The organism is Pseudoalteromonas rubra (genome assembly GCF_004212645.1).
In the GTDB taxonomy this organism is placed as follows: Bacteria; Pseudomonadota; Gammaproteobacteria; order Enterobacterales; family Alteromonadaceae; genus Pseudoalteromonas; species Pseudoalteromonas rubra_G.
Genome location: NZ_PPUZ01000035.1, coordinates 46,287 through 69,583, shown reverse-complemented (window position 1 = coordinate 69,583; position 23,297 = coordinate 46,287). Strand labels below are relative to the sequence as shown.

The window sequence follows — 23,297 nt, the reverse complement described above, 5'->3', positions numbered from 1 at the left end:
CCTGTTCAGGTCATACAATAGCAATTAAGCGCACTGCCAGGTTTGCGGGCACTGCATGGTTTTCAGACACATAAGTGTGTCCAGGTTAGTACCACCAGCAATCTGTGGAGTTTGCTGTGGGTTAAGTTTAGCAGAAGAGGTGTTAAGGTTTTTAACGGTCTTTTTGCTTAGTTTAAGTAACATTTTAATTTCCTTTGGTTAGTTACATATTTCGCGAACACAGTATCAGGTTTTTATAGTCGCAAAAAGCCGAAATAGATGAAATATTTATTTAAATCAAACCGAGATTAATAAACAATCATTCATTAAAAAACATTTATAAAAATAGCTCATACTTTGATCACTCCATTTTCTAAAGTGCATTATTAGCCAATTGGGAATATTTCTACTCACACCAACTTTAACCTTTATTTAACCCAGAACACGTTAGCTTAACCTCTGAGCCGGCCCGTCCGTACTAAAGCAACTGTAGTGAAAGGAAGATCAACATGAGAAAGGTTAAAACGAGTGCCATTGCACTTTTAGTGGGCAGCGCGTTTAACGCACACGCGCTGCCCATCCCTGATGACTTAGATCAGGCGCTCACTGAGCTCATTGCTCAGCATGGCCTGACAGGCAAACCCGATAACGGCTTTGACTTACCCGGCGTCGATGACCCCGAAGTCAAACTGGGTAAGCTGCTGTTTTTTAGCAAAGCGCTCAGTGGCGATAAGCAAGTCGCCTGTGCCAGCTGTCACCACCCTTATCTGGGTGGCGGTGATGGCCTCTCCCTGCCCGTGGGCACACTCGCGCAAGACCCGGATGTACTCGGGCCGGGCCGTAAAACCACCACAGGGCAATTTTATGTGCCACGTAACTCGCCCAGTATTTTCAATGCCTGGGTGCATAAACGCAGTTTGTTTCGTGATGCCCGGGTAGAGTTTCTGGACTGGCTGAACCCCGAGCAGGGGATCAGTACACCGGATGTACCTCATGGTGAAGCCGACCCCAATGCGGGTGACTCTTTGTTAGCAGCGCAAGCGCGCTTTCCGGTCGTTACCCCCTCTGAGATGCAGGGCTTTGAGTTTATGAAAGGCGCGCCCAATGAAGCCGTCAGGGCCCATCTGGCAGCACGTATCGGCAACTATGGCAGCGCCCAGGGCGAGCTGTTTCGCAACCAGTGGCGGGATTATTTTGCCGCGGTCTATGGCGATAAAAGTGCCGAAGAAATCGTTACTTTCGATAATATCACCCGCGCACTGGCGGCCTATCAGCAGTCGATGAATTTTACCGACAACCCCTGGAACCGCTACGTTCAGGGTGATAAAAACGCGCTGAGTGAATCCGAAAAACGCGGCGCCTACCTGTATCTTTATATGCCTCCGCCACCATCAGATGGTGGCAGCGAGCCTGATTTCTTGCCCACCCAGTGCATTGGCTGCCACAACACCGACAGCTTTAGTCAGACCAAAGGCACCAATCACCACCGTCTGGCATTTCCGCAAATTGGGCCGGGGATCGGTGAGCCTGGCGATGAAAGCAATGATCGCGGCCGTATGCTGCGCAACCAGAGCCTGGATGACATCTACAGCTTTCGCTCCACAACCCTGCTGAACGTCGAGGTCACCGGCCCCTATGGGCATGCGGGCAGCTACGATACGCTGGAGGAAGTGGTTGAGCATTACGATGATTACCATGCTGTATTAGATAACTACATAGACAACCAGGGCTGGTGCAGACAGCCACAGTTCAAAGACATAGAAAATTGTGTCGACTTGTTCCCCGACACCCGCCAGCACACCGATGCCGCCGCTAAAATCATCGATGATGAAATTGCCGATGGTGCCCCGGTACTGCGTAAACTGGAGCTGAGCACTCAGGAAAAAGCGGATCTGGTCAACTTTATGAAGGCCCTGACCGATCCATGTGTAAAGCAAGCTGAGTGCCTCATGGCCTGGCTGCCGCAACCACAGGAAGGCGATCCGGATGGCCTGCAACTGTTTGCCAAAAACTATCAGGGTGTGCCCTTGTATCTGCCCGCAGACTGCCGTCAGGGCGATACGGCGGTAACTGGCAGCCGCTTGTTGCTGGCACAGGGTGAGTGTATATCGGGCAAAGCCCATTATTTTTATGTGGATGTCACACAGGATAACACCACCTTGTATTTCAGCAGCCGTGGTGGCGCAGGACGCCCTCGCCTGTTTTACAACGCCGACCAATGGGCCAGTACGGCGAATGCTCAGGCCATATCGCGCGGCACAGGCACCGAGCAGGTGCTGAAAGTGACCGTCAATCGGGGCCGCCACTTTGTCTCTGTGTTGGATCCGCAGGGCTATGAAGGACTGACCATTGCAGCGGGTATCGACAGCGCCCTGCGTGAGCCCGGTGAGCAACCCCGCGATATCGTCAATGCCTGTGAGCAGGGCCTGCCCAGTGGCTATGCTGAGCTTATGCCTGGTCGAGCCCAATGTGCATCCTCTGGTGATAGTTACTTTTTTGTCAAAGTGACTGAGCCGGGTAGCACGCTGGAAATTCGCACCCGACACGGCGTCGGCAACAGCGACCTGTTTGTAAGCAACTTCTGGCCCAGCACCAGCATGTATACCTTTGCCTCACGCTCAGCAGATAACACCGAGTTTCTGCGCATCGACGGCGCAGCCCCCGGCTGGTATTACTTTTTGCTCTCAGGTGATGGCCAGAATGAGGGCGTGAGTATTCAGGTCGACCTCATTCGCCCTGACCACCTAAAGGCTCATAAACAGAACCGCAAGCTAAACTAGAGTCCTCGCTCTGTTTTGCCCACACGATATCAGAAACCGTGATATCAACCCCAAAGCCGTAGAAAACACCCTGCGGCTTTTTTCTTCTTCACAGTTTAATCAAAGACTTGCAGCGCATACAAATCTCTTTAACCCGCCTTTAACCGCACGCTCTTTAGACTGGCGGTTACTTTTTACCCGCATCAAAAATCGGCGGGCAAACCTAAGTGCTTATTCAGAGAGTTCATCATGACGTTACTCAACAACCGTTTACTCATTACCCAGCTGGCTTTTTGTGGCCTGTGTGCTGCCATTGTTTTTGCAATCCCCTCTCTGGGTGGTGCCGAAGCACAGGCCCAGCCTCAGCCAGGCTCTGAGCAACGCCAACAAACGGGCGCAGCCCTGAGCCTGCCTCAGGTCACGGTCACGACCGTGCAAGCGGCCAGTTACACTCGGGTCATTACAGCGTATGGCACGGTCAAGGCCACTCACGCACTGACGCTCAGTAGCGAGGTGGGCGGCCGGGTGACTCAGCTACACCCTGACTTTAAGCAAGGCGCACGCCTGTCGGCGGGGACGGTACTGGCACGCATAGACGACACCCAGCTGCAACAGGCGCTGGCCAGTGCCGAAGTATCACTGGCACAAGCCAGGCTGGATGCGGAAGAAGAAAAGTTGCAGACCTCGCCAAACAAGGCGCAGTGGCGCCAGCTGGCCAGCACCGACAGTAATGGGATCTTGTCTTCTTTACGTGCTCCACAGCAAGACGTGGTGGCCACGCAGCTAAGTTTAGCGAAAGCGGAACTAGAGAGTGCCCGATATAACCTCGCCGCCAGCCAGTTTACCCTGCCCTTTGATGCCACTATAGTCACGCGCTCTGTACAACCTGGCAGTTATGTCCAACCGGGCAGCCCCATTGCCACACTCTACAGCACAGCGCAGGCCGAAGTATCCGTTGAGCTCAGCGCCGAGCAATGGCAGCACCTGCCCACTCAGGCGATGCCCGAGGGCGGCTGGTCGGTTACGCTCAACGATGCCACAAGCGATACCGCAGACACACAATGGTACGGCCAGGTAACGCGTCTGAGTCAGCATATTGACCCTCAGTCGCGCCAGCGCCTGGCCATTGTCAGCGTAGACAATCCCCTAGATCAGGCTCAGCCGCTGTACTTTGGCAGCTATGTTAAGGTGCACATTCAGGGCGTGGAGCAAAACGACCTGTGGCGCATTCCCGCGTCAGCCTTGTCGCAGCAAAATCATATCTGGTATGTCGATGAGGAAAATCGTCTGGCGCACTTTACCCCGCAGATCCAGTTTCGCCAGCACGGCGCCGTTTATATCAAGGCCCGCAAAGGCATGCACCAGGCTAACATAGTGCTGCGCCCGCTCAGTGCCTACCTCGACGGCATGAAGGTCACCCCAGTGACAGAGGAGCGCGCCCATGACTGAACGTTTTTCAATTATTGCCTGGTTTGCCAAAAACCCGGTCGCAGCTAACCTGCTTATGCTGGCGGTGATCCTGCTGGGGCTAAGCAGCGCAGGTAGTCTGCGCAAAGAAGGCTTTCCGCAACAAGACCCGGACACGGTACAGATCAGCGTAGCCTACCCCAGCGGCAGTGCCGCCCAGGCTGAGCAAGGTATTGCAATCGCCATAGAAAATGCCCTGGAATCCGTCAAAGGGATCAAGCGCGTTACCACCACGGCCAGCGCCAGCAGTGTGCAGGTACTGGTAGAAAAAACCTCGCAACATGATCTGGATACCTTACAAAGAGACATTAAAAACCAGGTTGATGCCATCTACAACCTGCCAGAAGACGCCGAAAAACCCGTGATCACCACGGCTCAGCGGGAGCAGGAAGTGATCCGGGTGCAGCTGTTTGGCGAGCTGTCGACTCAGACACTGCAAACCCTGGGCAGCCAGCTTGCCGACGACTTACTGGCGCAGCCCAATATCGCCACACTCAACCAAAACGATCATCGCGATCCGCTGGTGGCTATTGAAATCGACGAGGCGCGCCTGCAGGCCTATCAGCTCAGTTTCAGCGACGTGGCCGAGGCCATTAATCAGTATTCCGGCACGGCACTGACCACCAGCTTGCGTAACCCGGATAAGGTACTGCGCCTCAAAGCCGCAGAGCAGGCGCTCTATGCCAGCGATTTTGCCTCGATTATGGTCGCGACCACCGCTGCGGGCAAAAGCATTCGACTCAGTGACGTTGCCACATTACAAGACACCTTTGCCGATGACAGCTTTCATCTGGCCCGGTTTAACGGTCATCCCACCTATGGCATTACCATAGTGATGGACGAGTATGGCGACATGAGTAAAAGCGTGGCACAGGCCAAAGCCGTGGTGGCCAAGTGGCAAAGCAAGCTGCCTGAAGGCGCTTCGCTTATCACCTGGTACGACAATTCTAAGCTGATCACCGAGCGCCTGAGCCTGCTGAGCCTGAACGCACTGAGCGGTATTGCCCTGGTGTTTATGGTACTGGCGTTATTTTTAAACCTGAAAGTGGCTTTCTGGGTTGCTGCGGGCCTGCCTTTTGTGTTCTTTGGCAGCCTGTACTTTATGACTGAGCCCTACACGGGCATGACCCTCAACGAAATGACCACCTTTGGCTTTATTATGGCGCTGGGCATAGTCGTGGACGACGCCGTGGTGGTGGGTGAAAGTATTTACACCACCCGAAAGCGCTTTGGCGACACCCTCAGTAACACCATCAAAGGCACCCATCTGGTCGCGGTTCCTACTTTGTTTGGCGTATTAACGACCGTCGCGGCCTTTGCGGCACTGGCCAATATCTCGGGCGGGCTGGGCGTTCTGTATGCGCAGTTTGGCACTGTGGTCACCTTATGTTTGTTGCTATCTGTGGTGGAGTCTAAACTGATCTTACCGGCGCATCTGGCGCACATTCACACCCGACACCCCCCCCAAAAGCAGCCAAACCGCATCGCGGTGCTATGGCATCGCGTGCAACAAAGGGCAGACGGTTTACTGACTGGCTTTAATCAGCGCCTGTACAAGCCGGCACTGAAGCGCGTAATGCACTTTCGCTACGCCGCACTGATGGGCTTTGTTGCACTATTTTTTCTGGCCATCAGCCTGATCACCCAGGGCATGGTCAGAGTGGGCTTTTTCCCCGGACTGCCAGCGGATACCATCACCGCCACCATGACACTTTATAACGACGCCAGTTTTGGCCAGACTGCCCGTAACCTGGATCAGCTGGAGGCCCAACTGTATCAGGCCGAACAGCAATTACTGGACGAGCAAAATGTCAGCCACATCGCCAGCGTGTCGGTCAGTGCCACAGGCGATCAGAGCGGCACACTCAATGTGGAGCTGGCCGGCACCCAGCCCTATACCCTGAGCGAACTGGCAAAACGCTGGCGCGCCATCGCTGGCACCCCGGAGGCCAGTAAAACCTTGCACATTCAGGCACAACTGGCACGCGTCTCCAACTTTAAGGTGGAACTAAAAAGTACCAGCGACGAAACGTTAGAGGCCGCCGAAGCGACCTTGCAGCAGGCGCTGCGCGACATCAGAGGCGTACACAGCATCGACAGCTCGCTGGCTCCGGGCGAAGCAACGATGCGCTTTGAAGTGACCGAAGAGGGCGAAATGCGCGGCTTTACCACCCAGCTACTGGCACGCCAGCTGTTGCAAGCCTTTGGCGGAGAAGTGGTACAACGCTATATGCGCAACAAAGATGAAGTCAAAGTAAGGGTTCGCTACCCGCTGGATGAACGCAGCGAACAAGGGGATGTGCTTGCAGCCCGGGTACGTGCCCCGGACGGGCGAACCGTGCCGCTGGGCAACGTTGCTAAAGTGATCTATACCAGCGAAGTGCAGTCCATTACCCGTATCAACGGCGTCAGAGCGGTCACCGTGTCCGCTGCGGTGAATAAAACCCAGCTGACCCCCACGGAATTGGTGGCCAAACTGGAACAAAGCGTGGTCCCAGAGCTACGTGCGCAGTACCCGGATCTGACGCTGCACTTTGCCGGAGAAGCTGAGCACCAAAAAGAAGCCACCGACTCCATGAGCTCGGCTTACCTGCTGGCGCTGCTGGCCATCTATGCGCTGCTGGCTATCCCTTTGAAGTCCTACTGGCAGCCGCTGATCATCATGTCGGTGATCCCGTTTGGCTTTGTAGGCGCGATTTTAGGACACTGGGGCTTAGGTTTAACGCTCAGTATTCTATCCTTAAATGGCATACTGGCGCTCAGTGGCGTGGTGATCAACGACAGCCTGCTGCTGGTCAGCCAGTTTAATCGCTATCGCAATGAGGGGAAAACCATGCAAAATGCGCTACTTGAAGCCTGCACAGGTCGCCTGCGCGCAATACTGCTGACGTCACTGACCACCTTTGCCGGGCTGTACCCGATTTTGGGCGAAACCTCTCAGCAGGCACAGTTTTTGATCCCCGCTGCGGCATCGCTGGGCTACGGCATCTTGTTTGCCACTGCCATCACCTTGTTTTTAATTCCTGTGTTACTGCTGATCAGCCACGATATTGCTAACCTGATGAGCCGATTCAGCCCCACCCGTACGGAGCATGTTCCAAATGATCAACGTCATTTTAGTTGAGGATGACCTGGCACTGGCCGGTAACATCATTGATTACTTTGAGCTGGAAAACATCATCTGCGACCACGCAGCCAACGGGGTCGCCGCGCTCAACCTGATCCGCGACAATCACTATCAGGTGATCATTCTGGATTTGAATCTGCCGCGTATGGATGGCCTGCAGATCTGTCAAGCACTGCGCGACGAAGGCGACGATACCTCAGTGATCATGCTCACGGCACGAGATCAGCTTGAAGACAAACTGGCCGGTTTTGCCACCGGCTGTGACGATTACCTGGTTAAACCCTTTGCCATGATGGAGCTGGTGGTCAGGGTAAAAACCCTGGCCAAACGCAAAAGCGGCGAAATAAAACGGCTGGAGCTGGCCGGATTATGCCTGGACCTGGATAGTCGGGATGCCAGCTATCAGGGAAACCGCCTCAAGCTCAGCCCCACCGGTATGGTGATCCTGGAAACCCTGCTGCGCGCGTACCCTAATCTGGTTACACGGCAGGGACTGTTGCAGGCCGTCTGGGGCGATGAACAGCCCGACAGCAACGCGCTTAAAGTGCATATTCATCACCTGCGCAAAGCGCTCTCGGTATGCGACCCGGCGCTCACCCTCGACGCCATTCCCAGACAGGGATTTAAGCTACATTGCCATAAGGAGGAAGTTTAATGGCACCCATACACATGAGCTTGCGCCGCTACATTCTTGCCGCTCTGCTGGTGCTGGCCACTTTGGTGATCAGTCTGCTGTCAGTGCTCTGGACCAACAGCTTTTTTACCGGGCTCGATGACATGATGAAAGGCACTATGCTGAATATGGCTCAGGCCCACCATCCCAAGCCCGGTCAGCCGGTTCAGGCGCACAACTTCGTGGTGGCCAGTCAGTGGCAGGATTTACCCGAGCCCATCCGCACGGCGTTTTCCCGCCAGGAAATAGAGACCAACACATTACACAAGCTGGTTACCCGGGATAATATGCTGACAAGGCCCAGCGAAGCCCGCTTTGTAATGTTTTTTGAAACGCCCGATGGCCAGTCCGGCTTTGTGGCCCATCATTTTAGCGCACCAAAAACACCGCCCAAATCCTGGTTTCAGGGGCCCGAAATGTTAGGGATACTCTTTGCGCTGGGCACGCTCGCACTGTTTGCTGCGATCCTGGTGATGCTGATGCGCACCGTGACCCGGCCCGTCGCAGAGCTGCACGCATGGGCTGCCGAGCTGGATCATCACTCGCTCGACGAACCGCCACCGGTATTCAGGTATCGCGAGCTGACCACACTGGCGGAACTTATCCAGCAAAGCCTGCAACAGGTCAAACATAGCCTCGACCGGGAGCAGGAGTTTGTCAGCTACGCCAGCCACGAACTGCGCACGCCCATTGCCGTGATCCGCAGCAGCGTAGAGCTGTTACACCGCCTGGACGACCCCCGCAACGACAAAGGCCAAAAAGCACTGATGCGCATAGACCACGCCAGCCAGGCCATGGTCGCACTCACCGAAACCCTATTATGGCTAAGCCGCAAGGGACAACCTCTGCGGGATTTAAGACCGGTTAAACTGGCCGAGCTGATCGACACACTGATGCAGGACCTGACCTACCTTAAACAGGGCAAGCAGGTTGATGTTGCGATGCATACCGACGACTATCATTGTGAGCTGTCCCACTCTGGCGCCACCATTGTGATTGGCAACCTGCTGAGAAATGCCATTCAGCACACCCATCATGGCGCGATTTCAGTGACGCAGACGCAGCATATTTTGGAGATTGAAAACCGTGAGTATGCTCATAGCACTGAGGATAATACGCAAAACACGCGCGCACCGGACGAGTTAAATAATGCCTCTGGTTATGGCCTGGGACTGGACCTGGCGCGCAGGCTGTGCGACGAGCTCGGCTGGCAGCTGAATATCACCCATGATGCGCAGCGTTTTTGTGTAACATTAATCTTAACGCAGCGCTATTGAAGTTGCTGCGAACAGACACCGCATTTTTGTGTATGTTTTGCTCCACTGGCTTTTTCATAATATGCTAATCACTGCAACAACATGACGCCGCCTCAGCACATGAATATGGATAGCCGACTGTTGGGTAGCTTAACCGTAAAGGACTAATTTAAATGTATAAATCCAGATATTCGGAGCTCGACTGGCTCAGAGTCTTGCTGATTTTTGCTGTATTTCTGCACCATGTGTTTATGCCGTTTAACGGAGATGGCTGGCACATAATGAACTCTGAATCGAGTAAAGTGCTTGATGATATTATGGTGTATTTTGAGCAAGTCAGGCTCCACACTCTCTTTTTCATCGCGGGTGCCGGGTCGGTGTTACTGCTCCATAAAGTATCGGCAAGCGCATTCCTTACCACCAAAGTGCATCGGTTGTTTATTCCGCTTATCTTCGCGATGATGATTGTGGTGCCGCCACAGAATTACTTTGAACACATTCAGGAATATCGAAATTTAGCTCAGGCCTATCGCAGCCTGATGTTTGCCTTTAATGCAAACCACCTCTGGTTTGTGGAGTTTCTATTTATCTTTATGCTGCTGGCTGTGCCTGTTAATGTGATGCTCGGCACGTCATCAGGGCACACCTTACTTCAGGCGATGGAACGCATCGCGGTGCGAAAACACGGCTTGCTGTTACTGGGGTTGGTGGTCATAGGGATACGATTGTGCCTTAAAAGCGTTATGCGCTCGCAAGATACAAGCTTATTTAATCTGTCTGTTTCGCTGTTCTTTTTACTGTTTTTTATGGCGGGCATGTGTTTTATGAAAAACCCTAAAATCTGGCAAGCGCTGGCAGACAACCGCGCCACCAATTTAAAGTGGTTGATAGTAAGCTCTGTCGCATTTTACGCCTGGTATTACAGACCTGATATTAGCGACTATGTATCGCTGGATATGCGCTGGCAACTATGGTGGCTTATCAGTGCACTCGTGTCCTGGACCGGCTTACTCACCTTAGTCGGTTATGCCAGTGCGTGGTGCAAACAAACCCCAAAATGGCTGCACGTGACCAATGAACTGATTTATCCGTTTTATATTGTGCATCAGACCGTGATTGTTGCGCTTGCCTATTACATTGTGCAGTGGGATGCCGGTATTGCGATTAAATCACTTAGCCTGTTGTGCTCGTCGCTGCTCATCTGCGTTGTTATTTGTCTCTTTGTTATCAGGCCATTTAACCTGACGCGCTACCTGTTTGGCTTAAAGACCACTAAACCAAAACCTGCGCAAAGCGTCGCAGTGTCTGAAGAGCGATGACTATAACCGGCACAGAGGCACACCCGGACTGATTGTTATGCCAATCATCCAGACATGGCGACTTTACTGCGTATGGCATAAAAGCCGATTTTTGCTGCACTCGCCTCGCTCTTTCTTGGTTATCGACCCCAATTCACGAATCCCCTTTTTCATACCTGAAAATTAAATACCTACAGAAAAATCACAAACCACTGAATTTAAACAACAAAAAATAAAAGTGGCAAAAAAACCAGAAAAAAACAAATATCTTTACGCAAAGATACTTGACGACTTCACAGATCCCCTATATCTTTAACTCAAGATTCTTTAAGCAAACTTAACTTTAAACAATTAGGAGATATACCATGAATAACATCACTAACATCATCCAAGTCGCTGGCATCATTGACCGTGAAGAAGCAGAACTATGTCTGGCTGAAGGCATTGAATGGCTGGGCTTCCCGCTGCGCTTACCTTCAGGCAAAGACGACATCACTGAAGGTGATGCAATCAGCATAATCAAAGATCTCAGTGAGCCTCAGGCGGGCGTGCTGATCAGCTATATGATAGACGCCGAAGAAGTCAGTGGTTTCTGCTCTGAGCTGGGTGTAAAAGCTGTACAGCTGCATGGCGACATCAGCGTTGCAGAAATGAAAAAACTGCGTGCCCTGCGCCCTGACTTATACATTCTGAAGAGTTTGGTTGTGAAGGAAGATAACGCAGATGAGCTACTGACTTTGGTTGATGAAGTGGCCGAATACGTCGACATGTTCATTACAGACACCTTCGACCCTAAAACAGGTGCTAAAGGTGCAACAGGCCTGACACACAACTGGGATGTGAGTGCAGAGTTGGTACGCCGCTCACCTAAGCCTCTGATGATGGCCGGTGGCCTGAATCCGGAGAACGTGGCCGATGCCATCCGCAAAGTAAAACCAGCTGCCATTGACGCGCACACGGGCCTGGAAGGTGCAAATGGTCGTAAAGACCGCGCCAAAGTCCAGAAGTTTATCAGTGAAGCACAAAAAGCCTTTGCAGAAATCAATGCTTAATCAAACTGTCTGAGTCAGGTGACAACTGAGCGCACCTGACTCTCATCACTAAGGAGAGAAACCATGCATGCAACTAATTTAAGACCGCTATCCAGGCCCAGCTATAACGCGGCGAATGTCATTGAACTGGAACAAACGGATCGACTGCACTACTTGCATACCAAGGTGCGCGATAAAACGGCCAACAAACGCCAGTTTAGCTTTTACGCCGATCAGATCATTCGCCTGCTACTGGAAAAAAGCCTGGAGCGACTGAACTTCACGGAGCTGAATGTCACCACTCCGGTTGGCGCAACTTACCCTGGTAAAGAACTGGCGATGCCACTGTGTGGCGTATCTGTCGTGCGCGCCGGTGAAAGTATGGAGAACGAACTACGGCGCCTGGATCTGAATATCCCGATTGGTAAAATCCTCATCCAGCGTGACCCGACAACCAAATTACCAAAACTCTACTACTCAAAACTGCCCGATAACGTTGAAAAGTTCCACGTACTGCTTTTCGAACCTATGCTGGCAACTGGTGGCTCGGCCATTTGCGCCCTTGATGTGATGACCAAAGCTGGCGTAAAACCCGAGAACATCACATTTGTTAACTTGCTTTGCTCACCCGAAGGGCTTGAAAAAGTCACCGCGCAGTTTCCGGATGTCACCATAGTGACCTCGTCAATTGAGCAATGCCTGAATGAACATGCCTTTATGATCCCCGGCATTGGCGACTTTGGCGACCGTTACTTTGGCACCACAGACCTGGGGGCTGTATGAGTAACAAACAACTGATTTTTTGGATGGTGGTTGCGATGATAGCACCCACCATCTGGGGTAGCACCTATATTGTTACCACTGAACTGTTACCGGCCGACAAGCCGCTTATCGCGTCGGTTTTACGGGCCTTGCCGGCTGGGATCCTGCTGGTATTACTGGGCCGTAAGCTGCCACAAGGCGTGTGGTGGATACGTTCAATCGTACTTGGCCTGCTCAATATCGGTGGCTTCTTTTACTGTTTATTTGTTGCCGCTTATCTGCTACCGGGAGGTGTTGCTGCACTGGTTATGTCGTGTCAACCCATTATAGTGATGTTACTCGGCGCATTGCTGTTAAAAAATAAGCTAAAAGCCCGACAGTTTGTCGCCTGCCTGATAGGTGCTCTGGGTGTGTCTTTGTTGGTGCTTGAACCAAATATGGCGCTCCCAACCGCCGGTGTAATAGCTGGTCTGGCAGGTGCTGTGTCTATGGCAACCGGCATTGTACTGACAAAAAGATGGGGTAAACCAACGGATGTGTCTTTGTACACCTTCACTGGCTGGCAGTTGGTGGTCGGCGGCTTGTTTTTGCTGCCAATTGGACTGGTGCAGGAAGGCTTCCCCAGTGAACTAACGGTTAACAATATTATCGGCTACACCTATCTGAGCCTGATTGGCGCGCTGGTCGCTTATGTCTTGTGGTTTAAGGCAATTGAAAAGCTGCCTGTGGTCACCGTGTCTTTTATCTCATTTGCCAGCCCGTTATCGGCCACTTTGCTGGGCTACTTCGTGCTCGGGGAGGTATTGACCTTAAGTCAAATACTCGGAGCGTGTGTCATCGTACTGGCCATCGCCATTTCACAGCAACAGCTGTTTAACCGAACACCAGCGAGTCCCGCAACGGACAAAGCGCTATCCAAAGCGTAACTCAGAATTCAAAAAATTAAGGATATTGCTATGAACACTCTATTTGACGCAACTGAATACGGCAGCATTAAAGCAAACAACCGTTTTGTAATGGCACCAATGAGCCGCAACCGCGCTACTGAACTTGGCCTGGCCACCCCTTTAATGGCCACTTACTACAGCCAGCGAGCCACGGCCGGATTGATTATTACAGAAGGCATACAGCCAAACCAGGTTGGCCAGGGTTACATGAACTCACCCGGCCTGCACACCTATGAACAGGCGCAAAGCTGGTTGCCAGTCACCGATGCGGTGCATGAAAAAGGCGGCAAAATTGTAGCCCAGCTTATGCACTGCGGCCGCATTGGCCACCCCAGCTTGTATCCAAGTGCACACCAGTCCGTTGCGCCTTCCGCTGTCAGCGCAAATGGCCAGACATTTACCCCAGAGGGCATGCAAGATTTTGCGCCGCCAAGGGCACTAACGTATGAAGAGATCCAGGCCACCATTGCTGATTTTGCGCAGGCTGCTAAGTTTGCCATCCTCGGCGGATTTGATGGCGTAGAGATCCATGCAGGTAACGGCTTTTTACCGCATCAGTTTTTAGCCAGCAACACCAACCTGCGCGACGACGAATACGGCGGTAGCATAGAGAACCGCATCCGCTTTACGCTGGAAGTGATAGCTGCCGTTAGTGATGCCATCGGCGCAGATAAAGTCGGCCTTCGACTCTCACCGCATAACCAGTTCAATGATATTAACGAAGGCGATACTCTGCCGCTATATCAGGCTCTGATTAAGGCGCTGCCCACAAACCTGGCGTATTTACATATTATGGAAGCGGCCTGCCGTGACACCAGTAAAATGGTCCGTGATTTGTGGCAAGGCCCTCTGATCCTCAACCCGCATAAGTCGTGGGAAGACGGCCCGACAACACCAGCCATTGCCACCCAGGTTTTACAGCAAGACCTGTGTGATGGTGTGGGCATTGGTGCCCTGTTTGTTGCCAACCCCGACCTGGTAGAAAGAACCAGAGTAGGCGCCGAATTTAATGAAGTAGATGACAGCAAGTTTTATGGTGGCGGAGCAGAAGGCTATACCGACTACCCGACACTTGAGCAGGCAGCAGTGACCGCCTGAGTCTAATTTATGGTCTGACTCTCCTTTACCGACCGCAAGGGTGATTTATCACCCTTTTTTGTTTTGCTCTTAGAGCTGGAGTGGCGAGTGAATGAATCGTCTGAAACAATAAATTTTGACTCAGTGCTTTTGCTCCATTGCATTTTTGTTATGTGCTGAATAGGGAATACAGGCAAAGCAAAATAAAACCTGGGAGCAAAAAAGATATAGTCCTTTGAAGTATAGGGCCTGATAGCTTCTGAATGCCAAACACTTTTTTTCGGTTCATGAAATTAAATATATGTTCAGAACAAAACAGTACAAATACGCCACCAAAGCCTAATGCATAAAGAGGATTATCTGATAATAAAAACCAAATAAATAAAAGTAGAAACCCAACATACGAAATTGATGCTCTCTCAAGTAACTTTCTGATGATGATTATCCTTAGGTAGATAAAATTATAATATTGATAAGCTCGGTGAAGTCCTACTCTGCTTGTTTCTTCTGAACCACTGCTAAAATTTTTACTCTGAATAAGAACAATAACCTACCATCCAGTGCACTAGCCTTCAAGTATGCTGCTATCTGTAGAGAATAAGACCTAGTATTAATTTTACTTAGAGCCAGATAAGTAAGAATTGCGAAAGAGTCCAATAAAATAACTATACTCTTCTTCCTTGCCGTAGTCTGCCAACATCAAACTCATTAAGTATAGGCTTAAGGTCAACAACGTATAGTCTTCACATAGAATAACGGCGACACCCACCCTTACATTCATCTAGCCCATAGAGCTATGTTCCAAATTGAATTTGAAATATAGTGGATTCTTCGTTCACCAAGGGCTTTGAGCAGCCAGGTGCACGCATTTAAGCTCGGAATATTTGAAAATAGACAGGATAAGACAATACAAAAGCGCCCCTAAACTAAGTTTGGGAAAATAGATATGTCGGGTCTGTTCGGAGCCAATTCGAATAATGCTAGCCCAGTAACTGCTCACACTGAGTCAGATTAACACGTCGCTTTTTGTTAAGGTGCTCACAGTAATCTGTCATTGCCTGCTTTCGCCCTACAGCACCATGAAACACTTTGGTAAACTGGGTGGTAAGCTTAAGCCAGTTGTCTGGCGCTATTTGTAACCTGGCCAGCAGCGGCTGGCTATCACTGATGTAACCCCGTTTATCTGCACGCATACATCTGCCTGTTAATTCAACCAACTGAATGTAATAAGTCAAATCAAACGGGAGACCACTTGGCATATTTGCTCTTGGATTGCCTGCAAAACGCCGCAAGCTATTAGGCTGCTTGCCCTGCCGTGCACACTCAATGCGTTTTTTGATACTGGTATAGTTCGAAGTTTCTGGTGTTTCAGCCACTCTGGCTCTGACTGGGTTCAGGTCAACATAAGCCATACAGGCTGCCAATGCAGCAGTATCCAGTAAAGCTTGTGACTTGAATCGCCCCTCCCAAAAACGCCCCGTGCAACCATCTTCTTCATTAGCTCGGCGAGCAATGCTCTCATTAAGCACTCGCATAAACCAACTGATGCTTGCAAGCCGAAGTCTGAATTCAGTAATGTCAGCCGCCAACATAATGTGCTCAGACTCGCTCAGCTCATTACCATTGATGTATTTTTGTGTCAGCCAGTTGCCTTTAAACAGCTTATGCCAGCGAATGACTATCGCTTTATCTGATAACCTTTCAGCTTTTTTATCATCAACATACAGCACAATATGCGTATGGTTGCTCATGACCGCGTAGCCACATACCTCGATGCAAAACACTTTTGCCAGCGTCAGTAGTTTTTCTTCTACCCAGTCTCGCCGATGCTCATATGAGCGGCCTGTGAAGCGGTCTTCGCCGCATAAAAACGCCCGACGTACACACCGGGAAATACAGTGATAATATTTGGTATCGCTTAAGCTAAACTGCTTCTTCCTTGCTGTTGGCATAGTCCATTTTCCTCAATCCTTTGAGCGTGTTCTAAGCGTAGACGCCATAGCAAAAGTACGCCATTTTTAGGTGGGTGTCGCTTGTTTCCCCGCTTTGCCTGCACCATTAACGACATTGGCTGCCTGATTGGCCTTGTCTGCCGCCGCAAAGGCCAACCTCGTTATTAGAGCGGCAGATTGAGCAGATCAGCCAGCTACCCCGCATCAAACAGAAGTTTGTAAGCGAGATGCTGGATACGGTGATACAACAAAAACGCCCTCAGTAAACTAAGGGCGTTAATAACTTTATTGTGGGAAGGTTATTCCTACTTTACATGCATCACATGTAAACCCTTCATCACCAGCATTATGAGGTGTTTTAGGAGAACTCCAATAACGCAGACAGAGCTGTTGTTCTTCTATTTCTTTCTTTAATTCAGATGTTAATCCAGATTTCATATGGACAACTTGTTTGATTTTTGTCCAGCCATCTGAGACCTCCAAAACATCTACACCATGTTGCTTTGATATATCAACAACCTTTTGAATATGCTCACATAATAAATTCATATTATTGACCTAAATCTATTTCACCGACTAACTTTAAGTAATTTTGGTAGTTTTGAATGAAGTATTGATCACCCATACCTACCCCCAAGTTTGGATTAGCTTGAACTGTTCCAAACGGCACACGGATAGGTTGCTGAACTTCATAAACACCCATTTTAGGTCTATAACCAAACTCCGGGTGAGGGAGAACTTGCAGGCTATTAAACAAAGCTTCTCGACTTCTTCCAGCTGCTTCTAAAGTACTATGAGTTGTGTAATAAGCAGACTGCCCCGGTAAACCACCTAGTACAGTTGAACCTGCTGAAAGGTTTGCCATTGACCACTCATCAGGTAAATACCCCCAAGTTAGTTGGTCTAGTCTGGCTGAGCCAATAGAGAATGAATCAAGCTGACTATTCAACAATCTTGTTGATGGAGTGTTATGTAAAGTATCAAAAATCGCGTTAGATAGTCCATTACCGAAGTTATCAATACCACGATAAACTAAGCTTCCGCCATACGCTCCTGTTTGATAAGCAAACTTACCTGAAGCACCACCAAGTGCTACCTCACCACCAAGAACAAACAGATCACTAAGTTGTCTATCCCACGATTTGTCTAGCCATCCGTCAATAGCACCCGGCACAACAGTATCGTAGTTATCGTATAGGTAGTTTAAGCCATCCCAAGTGTCTTGCCTTACACTTGGGTCAAACACTAGGCCACCAAGTGTTAAGCCTCCCTCAAGTACACCAAGACCTAGTCTGCTTGGAGTCTCTAAGAATGCTACAGCTGCGGTTCCAAAGCCTCCACCGCTTGTAATTGCAAGATCCTCGTATGAGTTAAATACGTCGGTTTTCCATTGATTAAAGCTATCTAGTTTACGACCAAAGAACCCACGCTCTCGAACCGGATTATTGAACTGTGCTTCTTGATAAGAACTAAAGTTGAAAGACTTCTTATACTAAAGATTATTCAAGCCTCCCAAATCAATAAAGCTATTATTCCATAAATTAGAACCAGCTAACCAATCATAGCTACTTGTTGAAGTTTCTATAATTGGTGCTTCATGCTCTAGTGGAATCACTTGTGAAATGACTTGGCCATTTTTATCTACTGAACCAGCGTACATCTTACGGCCATCTTCATGATAACCAATGAAGTCACCTTCTTTGTATCGTTTGTTCAGATCTGTAGCACCATTTTGACCTGCTACTTGTGGACTTTGACTATTCTGACCTTGGCTAGAGTTACCGCTATTTTGTGGCTTAGGCTTGCTTTGTAAACCTTGAACGATAGAATTCCCCAACGCATTACCAAACGCATCCGTCGCTACACTGCTAAAGTTCCAGCTGCTCTCATTCCCAAATAGCTTGTCTGAGCCGTATCTCAGTGCACTGTTGGCTATTCCTCCCGCTGTATCAAACACCATATTGCCTGAGGTCATGCCTCCTGCCAGACTATCCGGGTTGCCCAGCCCAAGCTTACCACCTGCATACGAGGTCAGTGCCGACGCCGCCACATTGCCCCACCTGAAACTGGTGTCATTGCCCACGACCTTGTTGGCAACCACCGTACTTACCGCACTGGTGGCACCCAGCGCCGCTTTACCCGCGCTACTGAGTTTGTACACCCCATCCAGCGCTTTGCCTGCACCATTAACGGCGTTAATCGCATTACCAGCCTTGTCTGCCGCCGCAAAAGCCTCCATCCCTCTGAGCACATGTCCGGCGCCTGCCGTTAAGCCCGCCGTTGATAGCTTCGAGGACATCCAATTTGAAACTGTCAACTAAACAAGCAAAGACAACGCTGGGTGCCTGTGATTTTGTGCTACTGCGGGGGTTCAAGTAGATCCCGGCTCGCATGCGTCCGGGATGACGGAGCTGTTTGTTAGGTTTGTCTTCATTGAACAACTACTGCGTGGTATCTAAGTAGATCCCGGCTCGCAAGCGTCCGGGATGACGCGGTGGTTTGTCAGGTTTGTCTTCATTGAGGAATTTCTGCGCGATGCTCAGTAGGTCCCGGCTCGCACGCGTCCAGGGTGAGGCAGTAGTTCGTCAGTTTTGGTTGCACTCTGAGCGAGTGTTTGCATAGTCAGCTTACGCAAAAAAGCGCCAGGGGAAGCTGGCGCTTTGCTGCGACTTAGGGCCTTAGAAGCCCGAATTCTGCGGCATATTAAACGGTTTACAGATTAGCTCATTGCAAGCGTTGGCGTTGCATTCACAGTCTCCTGAGTTTGAGCCTTACGTGCCTCACGACGCGTCGCAAGTTTTACGTAGAAAGCCGGTAATACGAATAAGGTAAATAAGGTGCCTACCATCATGCCTGCAACCAGAATAATCCCTATGCTGTTGCGTGCCTCAGCCCCTGCGCCGGTTACCAGCATCAGTGGGAAGTGGCCCAGCACGGTTGCTGCGGTGGTCATCAGGATAGGACGTAACCGGGTGGCGGCTGATTCAACCACAGCATCCAGCTTATTGCGCCCTTCCTCTTGTAAATGATTGGCAAACTCCACAATCAAGATACCGTTTTTCGCAATCAGGCCTATCAAAGTAATTAAACCAATCTGCGAGTAAATATTCATCGTGGTCAGCTCAAAGTAAGACAGTGCCAGTGCGCCCATCATGGCCAGCGGTACGCTGCCCAGCAAGACCACCAGCGGATCTCTGAAGCTGTTGAACTGAATGCTTAGTAGCAGATAAACAATCACCAAAGACACCGCCATGACACCCAGCAGACTGTTGCCTTGCTGTCTGATTTGTCTTGATTCACCCGCATAATCAATCATGTAAGAAGGAGGCAGTACTTCTTTGGCCGCTTCCTCCAGCGCCGTTAGTGCCGCCTCTTTGGTTGAGCTTGGCAGCACACCACCGAAGATACGAAACGCATTTTGCTGACCAAAGCTGCTTAGCTGACGCGGTACTGTGGTCCAGTTGATTTCAGCAATGGCAGACAAAGGAACCATAGTGCCGTTGTGCGCTTTGATTTGCAGGCTGAGTAATTTCGACGGATCCGTTTTGATCTGGCTGTCGACCACAGGGATAACCTGGTAAGCCTTACCACTTGCATCAAAGCGGTTCACATAGTTGTTAGAGAGCAAAACTCCCAACTGGCGACTGACATGGGCCAGGTCCATACCCAAATCTGCAATTTGTTCACGCTTCAGGGTTACCTCAATTTGTGGCAAGTCAATTTTCAGGTCCGTGTCGGCATACAGGAAGTGGCCACTGCCAAACGCTCTGCCTATCAGCTGATCGGCATACTGTTTCATTTCTTCGTAACTGGCTGACGATTTGACCACCATTTCCACATCAAACTGACCCGCTGTAGGTAAAGGCGAAGGCAGAATAGGCAGCGGGTTGATACCCGGTAATTGCGCCAGGCGACCATACACCTCAGGGATCAATGACATTGTGGTATAATCCCGCTTGGATGCGCTGATGAACTCCACACCACCAAATGCACTGTTGGTGAAGATGTTTTGCCACATCTGCGTCGTGCCCGGCATGTCGAGTAAGGTATCAACCACACCATGCATGTTGTCTTCGTTATAAGTCAGTGATGACTCAGGCGGAGACTGTACCAGTACGTAAATCTGGCTTTGGTCTTCAACCGGGGCCAACTCTTTTTTCGAGCCGGTGAAAAACGGCACAACCATCAGGCTTAGGACCATGGCGCCCAACAGAATTTGATTGCGCCAGTTCAATGAAGCACTCAGTACGGTTTTATACTTTTTACGTAGCCAGTCAAATCCACCGTTTACTTTGCGTGTCAGCTTAGTTTCTTTACCCCCCGGCGGTGTGACATACGCACTCATAATAGGCGACAAGGTCACAGCAACAAATCCAGAAATCACCACGGCAATGGCCAGTGTAAAAGCAAACTCTTTAAATAAGATCCCGGTCAGCCCGGACAGGAAACCAATTGGCAGATAGACCATCGCCAGTGTCAGCGTCATCGAAACAATAGGCACAAACAGTTGTCTGGAGCTTTCCAGTGCAGCCTGCAATTTGGGCTTACCTTCACGAATGTACCGTGAGACGTTTTCGACCACCACGATGGCATCGTCCACTACCAGGCCAACTGATAACACAATGGCCAGTACGGTCAGCAGGTTCATAGAGAAACCGACCACATACATAGCAGCAACCGCACCCAGAATTGAAATCGGAATGGTTACCAGCGGCACAGCGGCGCTTCTGAATGAGCCCATCATGAACAGCACCACAGCGCCAACCAATACAACGGTTTCAACCAGCGTCTTGAAGATTTCGTTCAGTGCATCACGCATATATAATGTGCCGTCGTAGGCATAGTTAATGCGAATGCCATCAGGCAGGGTTTCATTGATTTCATCGGTCATCGCATATAAGGCATCACCAATGGCAATTTCGTTCGCACCAGGCAGCGGCCAGACCGAGATATACACGGTATCCTGCTGGCTTAAACGGGCACTGATGGTGGGCTGCTCAGAGCCCAGCCTGACCGTTGCAATATCGCGCAGGTAAATGGTTTCGTTGTTTGCCTGTCTGATCACCAGGCGCTTAAATTCGTTCAAGTCTTTCAGCTGGGTATTGGCCACCAGGTCAATACGTTGCTTGCTGGTTTCAGTAAAGCCCAGGGTGGCAATCGTGTTGTTTGCAGCCAGTGCGCTGTACACTTCGTCGGCACTCAGGCCAAATGCATCCAGTTTCGCTGAGTCCAAATCTACTCGCAGTGCCGGCGTACGGCTACCTTCTATCGCAACACGCTGTACCCCTTCAATGCCATTGAGCACCGGCGTAACCTGACGTGACAAGTAATCCGTTAGCTGGATAAGCGACACGCCTTCGTTTTCAATGTTCAGATAGAATAAAGCGTGTGGTCTGTCGGCACGTTGCACAGTCACAACTGGATCTTCAGACTCCGACGGCAACATGTAGCTGACCTGACCCAGCCGAGCCGTCAGCTCAGCCAGTGCCTTGGAGCTGTCTTCATTCAGGTTCAGGTACGCAGTTACAGTACTGACCCCAGCCGTTGTGGTGGATTCCACATAGTCAATGCCGGGGACCGTGGCTGTTACACGCTCTATGGGTTCGGTCACAAAGCCTTTTACTGTATCAGCCGATGCGCCGATATAAGTGGTCGATACCACCAAAGACGAACTTTCAATCTTCGGAAATTGCAGCACTGTGATCTTCAATACGGACCACAGCCCGCCGATGCAGATCATGGCGGATAACACCACGGCCAGCACCGGCATAGTTACAAATCTATCCATAAAGTGGGCTGCATTTTTCATAGCGAAACTCCTTCTTTGCGAGTATCTTCCATCGCCACTGCCTGCTGTGATTGCTGAGGTTCAGAAACAAAGGTCTTCAGCCCACTGCGCAGTTTAAAAGCCCCGCTACTTGCAATCAGGCGGTCTTCCTCCAGGCCATCGGTGATCATCACCATATCACCCAAACGCTCGCCCAATTCAACTTGCTGGCGCGTCGCTCTGAGTGTGCCCTGCTCATCTTTCTCCAACAGATAAACATAGTCACCCAGTTGGTCTTTAACGATGGCCAGGTAAGGCACAGCGATGACTTCCTGATCAGTGCCAACAGGCAGGCTTATCTTGACCAGCTGATTCGCATTAAGCTGCTCCGTGCGCTCAATGCGGGCACGATATTTAAGCTGTCTGGATGCGGCGCTCATGCCAGGCTCTACCGATTCAACATACGCCACTTGTGGGGCTGCCTTGTCACCCACTAGAGAGACACGGATCGGGGTATTGAGTGCCAGTGCCTGATACGTTTGTGGTACCGAAAAATCAACCCACATGTGCTCCTGCAATCCAACCATGTTGGTCAGTACTGTGTTTGGTGCCAGGTATTGACCAATCTGAAGGTCGTGAATACCAACCCGGGCGGTAAATGGTGCCTTAATGATTTTTTTCTCGATGCGTGCTGTCAGTAAGTCAACTTGTGCACGGTACTCTGCCAGTTGGGTGATGGCTTCTTCCAGCTGCTGGTCGCTGAATTTTTTGCGCTCGTGCAAGTTGCGATAGCGAACCAGTGTACTTTCCTGCTGCGTGACGCGCGCCCTGGCCGCGGCCAGTTGAGCCAGTTCTTCTGCGTGATCAATTTCAACTAAGGGCTCACCCGCTTTAACCAAGTCGCCCGATTTAAAATGCAGCTGGGTAATTTTGCCTGCAACTTCATTCACCAGATTAATGGTCTGGGGGGCTTTAATCACACCGCTGATGTCTATGTATGACTGATACGGCATCGTCTCTACACGCATTGCTTCAACCGTGGCGGCTTGCTCTGAAAACTCGGTATTGCGTGCTTCTATGATGCGCCCTTTGAGCGCGATACTACCTACGACCAATGTGGCAACAACACTTGCTGTTGAAATCCAGGGTTTAATATTCATGACTTTCTCCTTATTCCTTTACCTTGGGGCGCAGCCCGAAGG

General features: G+C 50.6%; 17 protein-coding genes. 10 read left to right on the top strand and 7 right to left on the bottom strand.

Annotated features, from left to right (window positions below; genetic code table 11):
* Positions 1–24: 24 nt before the first annotated feature.
* A complete protein-coding gene (locus C3B51_RS23585; protein ID WP_164518196.1) occupies positions 25–183 on the bottom strand; it encodes a hypothetical protein in 159 nt (52 codons plus the stop codon).
* 305 nt (positions 184–488) lie between these two features.
* Between C3B51_RS23585 and C3B51_RS13260 the strand changes: the two genes are divergently transcribed.
* The 10 genes from C3B51_RS13260 (at position 489) to C3B51_RS13215 (ending at position 14,397) form a co-directional block, all read left to right on the top strand.
* On the top strand, positions 489–2,759 hold the full coding sequence (locus C3B51_RS13260) for a cytochrome c peroxidase (protein WP_130245343.1): 2,271 nt from the start codon (positions 489–491) through the stop codon (positions 2,757–2,759).
* A 228-nt stretch (positions 2,760–2,987) separates the two neighbouring features.
* Complete coding sequence (locus C3B51_RS13255) at positions 2,988–4,187, top strand: efflux RND transporter periplasmic adaptor subunit (RefSeq protein ID WP_130245342.1); 1,200 nt, start codon at positions 2,988–2,990, stop codon at positions 4,185–4,187.
* The gene (locus C3B51_RS13250; RefSeq protein WP_130245341.1) at positions 4,180–7,329 is read left to right on the top strand and encodes an efflux RND transporter permease subunit; all 3,150 of its coding nucleotides are present in this window, start codon (positions 4,180–4,182) and stop codon (positions 7,327–7,329) included. The genes C3B51_RS13255 and C3B51_RS13250 overlap by 8 nt, the downstream gene beginning before the upstream one ends.
* Positions 7,307–7,987, top strand: a complete 681-nt coding sequence (locus C3B51_RS13245; RefSeq protein WP_125721092.1) for a response regulator transcription factor — start codon at positions 7,307–7,309, stop codon at positions 7,985–7,987. The genes C3B51_RS13250 and C3B51_RS13245 overlap by 23 nt, the downstream gene beginning before the upstream one ends.
* On the top strand, positions 7,987–9,282 hold the full coding sequence (locus tag C3B51_RS13240) for a sensor histidine kinase (protein ID WP_130245340.1): 1,296 nt from the start codon (positions 7,987–7,989) through the stop codon (positions 9,280–9,282). The genes C3B51_RS13245 and C3B51_RS13240 overlap by 1 nt, the downstream gene beginning before the upstream one ends.
* Positions 9,283–9,434: 152 nt before the next feature.
* A complete protein-coding gene (locus C3B51_RS13235) occupies positions 9,435–10,580 on the top strand; it encodes an acyltransferase family protein (RefSeq protein WP_130245339.1) in 1,146 nt (381 codons plus the stop codon).
* A 344-nt stretch (positions 10,581–10,924) separates the two neighbouring features.
* Complete coding sequence (locus tag C3B51_RS13230) at positions 10,925–11,611, top strand: phosphoribosylanthranilate isomerase (RefSeq protein WP_240701898.1); 687 nt, start codon at positions 10,925–10,927, stop codon at positions 11,609–11,611.
* 63 nt (positions 11,612–11,674) lie between these two features.
* Positions 11,675–12,373 (top strand): uracil phosphoribosyltransferase, encoded by a 699-nt coding sequence (gene upp / locus C3B51_RS13225; protein ID WP_130245338.1) that lies wholly within the window; start codon positions 11,675–11,677, stop codon positions 12,371–12,373.
* Positions 12,370–13,278: an EamA family transporter gene (locus tag C3B51_RS13220; RefSeq protein WP_130245337.1), complete on the top strand. Its 909-nt coding sequence runs from the start codon at positions 12,370–12,372 to the stop codon at positions 13,276–13,278. Before upp ends, C3B51_RS13220 begins: the two co-directional genes overlap by 4 nt.
* 30 nt (positions 13,279–13,308) lie before the next feature.
* Complete coding sequence (locus C3B51_RS13215; RefSeq protein WP_130245336.1) at positions 13,309–14,397, top strand: alkene reductase; 1,089 nt, start codon at positions 13,309–13,311, stop codon at positions 14,395–14,397.
* 959 nt (positions 14,398–15,356) lie between these two features.
* Here C3B51_RS13215 and C3B51_RS13210 read toward each other — a convergent pair.
* The 6 genes from C3B51_RS13210 to C3B51_RS13180 all read right to left on the bottom strand — a co-directional run bounded on the left by C3B51_RS13210 (position 15,357) and on the right by C3B51_RS13180 (position 23,255).
* Positions 15,357–16,328: a transposase gene (locus C3B51_RS13210; RefSeq protein WP_130245335.1), complete on the bottom strand. Its 972-nt coding sequence runs from the start codon at positions 16,326–16,328 to the stop codon at positions 15,357–15,359.
* Between the two features lie 285 nt (positions 16,329–16,613).
* A complete protein-coding gene (locus tag C3B51_RS13200) occupies positions 16,614–16,877 on the bottom strand; it encodes a hypothetical protein (RefSeq protein WP_130245334.1) in 264 nt (87 codons plus the stop codon).
* Position 16,878: 1 nt separating this feature from the next.
* Complete coding sequence (locus C3B51_RS13195) at positions 16,879–17,574, bottom strand: hypothetical protein (protein WP_130245333.1); 696 nt, start codon at positions 17,572–17,574, stop codon at positions 16,879–16,881.
* Positions 17,575–17,820: 246 nt separating this feature from the next.
* Positions 17,821–18,627 carry a hypothetical protein gene (locus C3B51_RS13190; RefSeq protein ID WP_130245332.1) on the bottom strand — a complete coding sequence of 269 codons (807 nt, stop codon included), beginning with the start codon at positions 18,625–18,627 and terminating at the stop codon, positions 17,821–17,823.
* Between the two features lie 420 nt (positions 18,628–19,047).
* Entirely contained in the window at positions 19,048–22,137 is a 3,090-nt protein-coding gene (locus tag C3B51_RS13185; protein ID WP_130245331.1) for an efflux RND transporter permease subunit, read from the bottom strand.
* A complete protein-coding gene (locus C3B51_RS13180; protein WP_130245330.1) occupies positions 22,134–23,255 on the bottom strand; it encodes an efflux RND transporter periplasmic adaptor subunit in 1,122 nt (373 codons plus the stop codon). Before C3B51_RS13180 ends, C3B51_RS13185 begins: the two co-directional genes overlap by 4 nt.
* Positions 23,256–23,297: the final 42 nt, after the last annotated feature.

Bases quoted from the DNA above. Each gene is read 5' to 3' on its own strand.
- C3B51_RS23585 (WP_164518196.1), bottom strand. From the start codon at position 183: ATGTTACTTAAACTAAGCAAAAAGACCGTTAAAAACCTTAACACCTCT.
- C3B51_RS13260 (WP_130245343.1), top strand. From the start codon at position 489: ATGAGAAAGGTTAAAACGAGTGCCATTGCACTTTTAGTGGGCAGCGCG.
- C3B51_RS13255 (WP_130245342.1), top strand. From the start codon at position 2,988: ATGACGTTACTCAACAACCGTTTACTCATTACCCAGCTGGCTTTTTGT.
- C3B51_RS13250 (WP_130245341.1), top strand. From the start codon at position 4,180: ATGACTGAACGTTTTTCAATTATTGCCTGGTTTGCCAAAAACCCGGTC.
- C3B51_RS13245 (WP_125721092.1), top strand. From the start codon at position 7,307: ATGATCAACGTCATTTTAGTTGAGGATGACCTGGCACTGGCCGGTAAC.
- C3B51_RS13240 (WP_130245340.1), top strand. From the start codon at position 7,987: ATGGCACCCATACACATGAGCTTGCGCCGCTACATTCTTGCCGCTCTG.
- C3B51_RS13235 (WP_130245339.1), top strand. From the start codon at position 9,435: ATGTATAAATCCAGATATTCGGAGCTCGACTGGCTCAGAGTCTTGCTG.
- C3B51_RS13230 (WP_240701898.1), top strand. From the start codon at position 10,925: ATGAATAACATCACTAACATCATCCAAGTCGCTGGCATCATTGACCGT.
- upp (WP_130245338.1), top strand. From the start codon at position 11,675: ATGCATGCAACTAATTTAAGACCGCTATCCAGGCCCAGCTATAACGCG.
- C3B51_RS13220 (WP_130245337.1), top strand. From the start codon at position 12,370: ATGAGTAACAAACAACTGATTTTTTGGATGGTGGTTGCGATGATAGCA.
- C3B51_RS13215 (WP_130245336.1), top strand. From the start codon at position 13,309: ATGAACACTCTATTTGACGCAACTGAATACGGCAGCATTAAAGCAAAC.
- C3B51_RS13210 (WP_130245335.1), bottom strand. From the start codon at position 16,328: ATGCCAACAGCAAGGAAGAAGCAGTTTAGCTTAAGCGATACCAAATAT.
- C3B51_RS13200 (WP_130245334.1), bottom strand. From the start codon at position 16,877: ATGAATTTATTATGTGAGCATATTCAAAAGGTTGTTGATATATCAAAG.
- C3B51_RS13190 (WP_130245332.1), bottom strand. From the start codon at position 18,627: ATGTCCTCGAAGCTATCAACGGCGGGCTTAACGGCAGGCGCCGGACAT.
- C3B51_RS13185 (WP_130245331.1), bottom strand. From the start codon at position 22,137: ATGAAAAATGCAGCCCACTTTATGGATAGATTTGTAACTATGCCGGTG.
- C3B51_RS13180 (WP_130245330.1), bottom strand. From the start codon at position 23,255: ATGAATATTAAACCCTGGATTTCAACAGCAAGTGTTGTTGCCACATTG.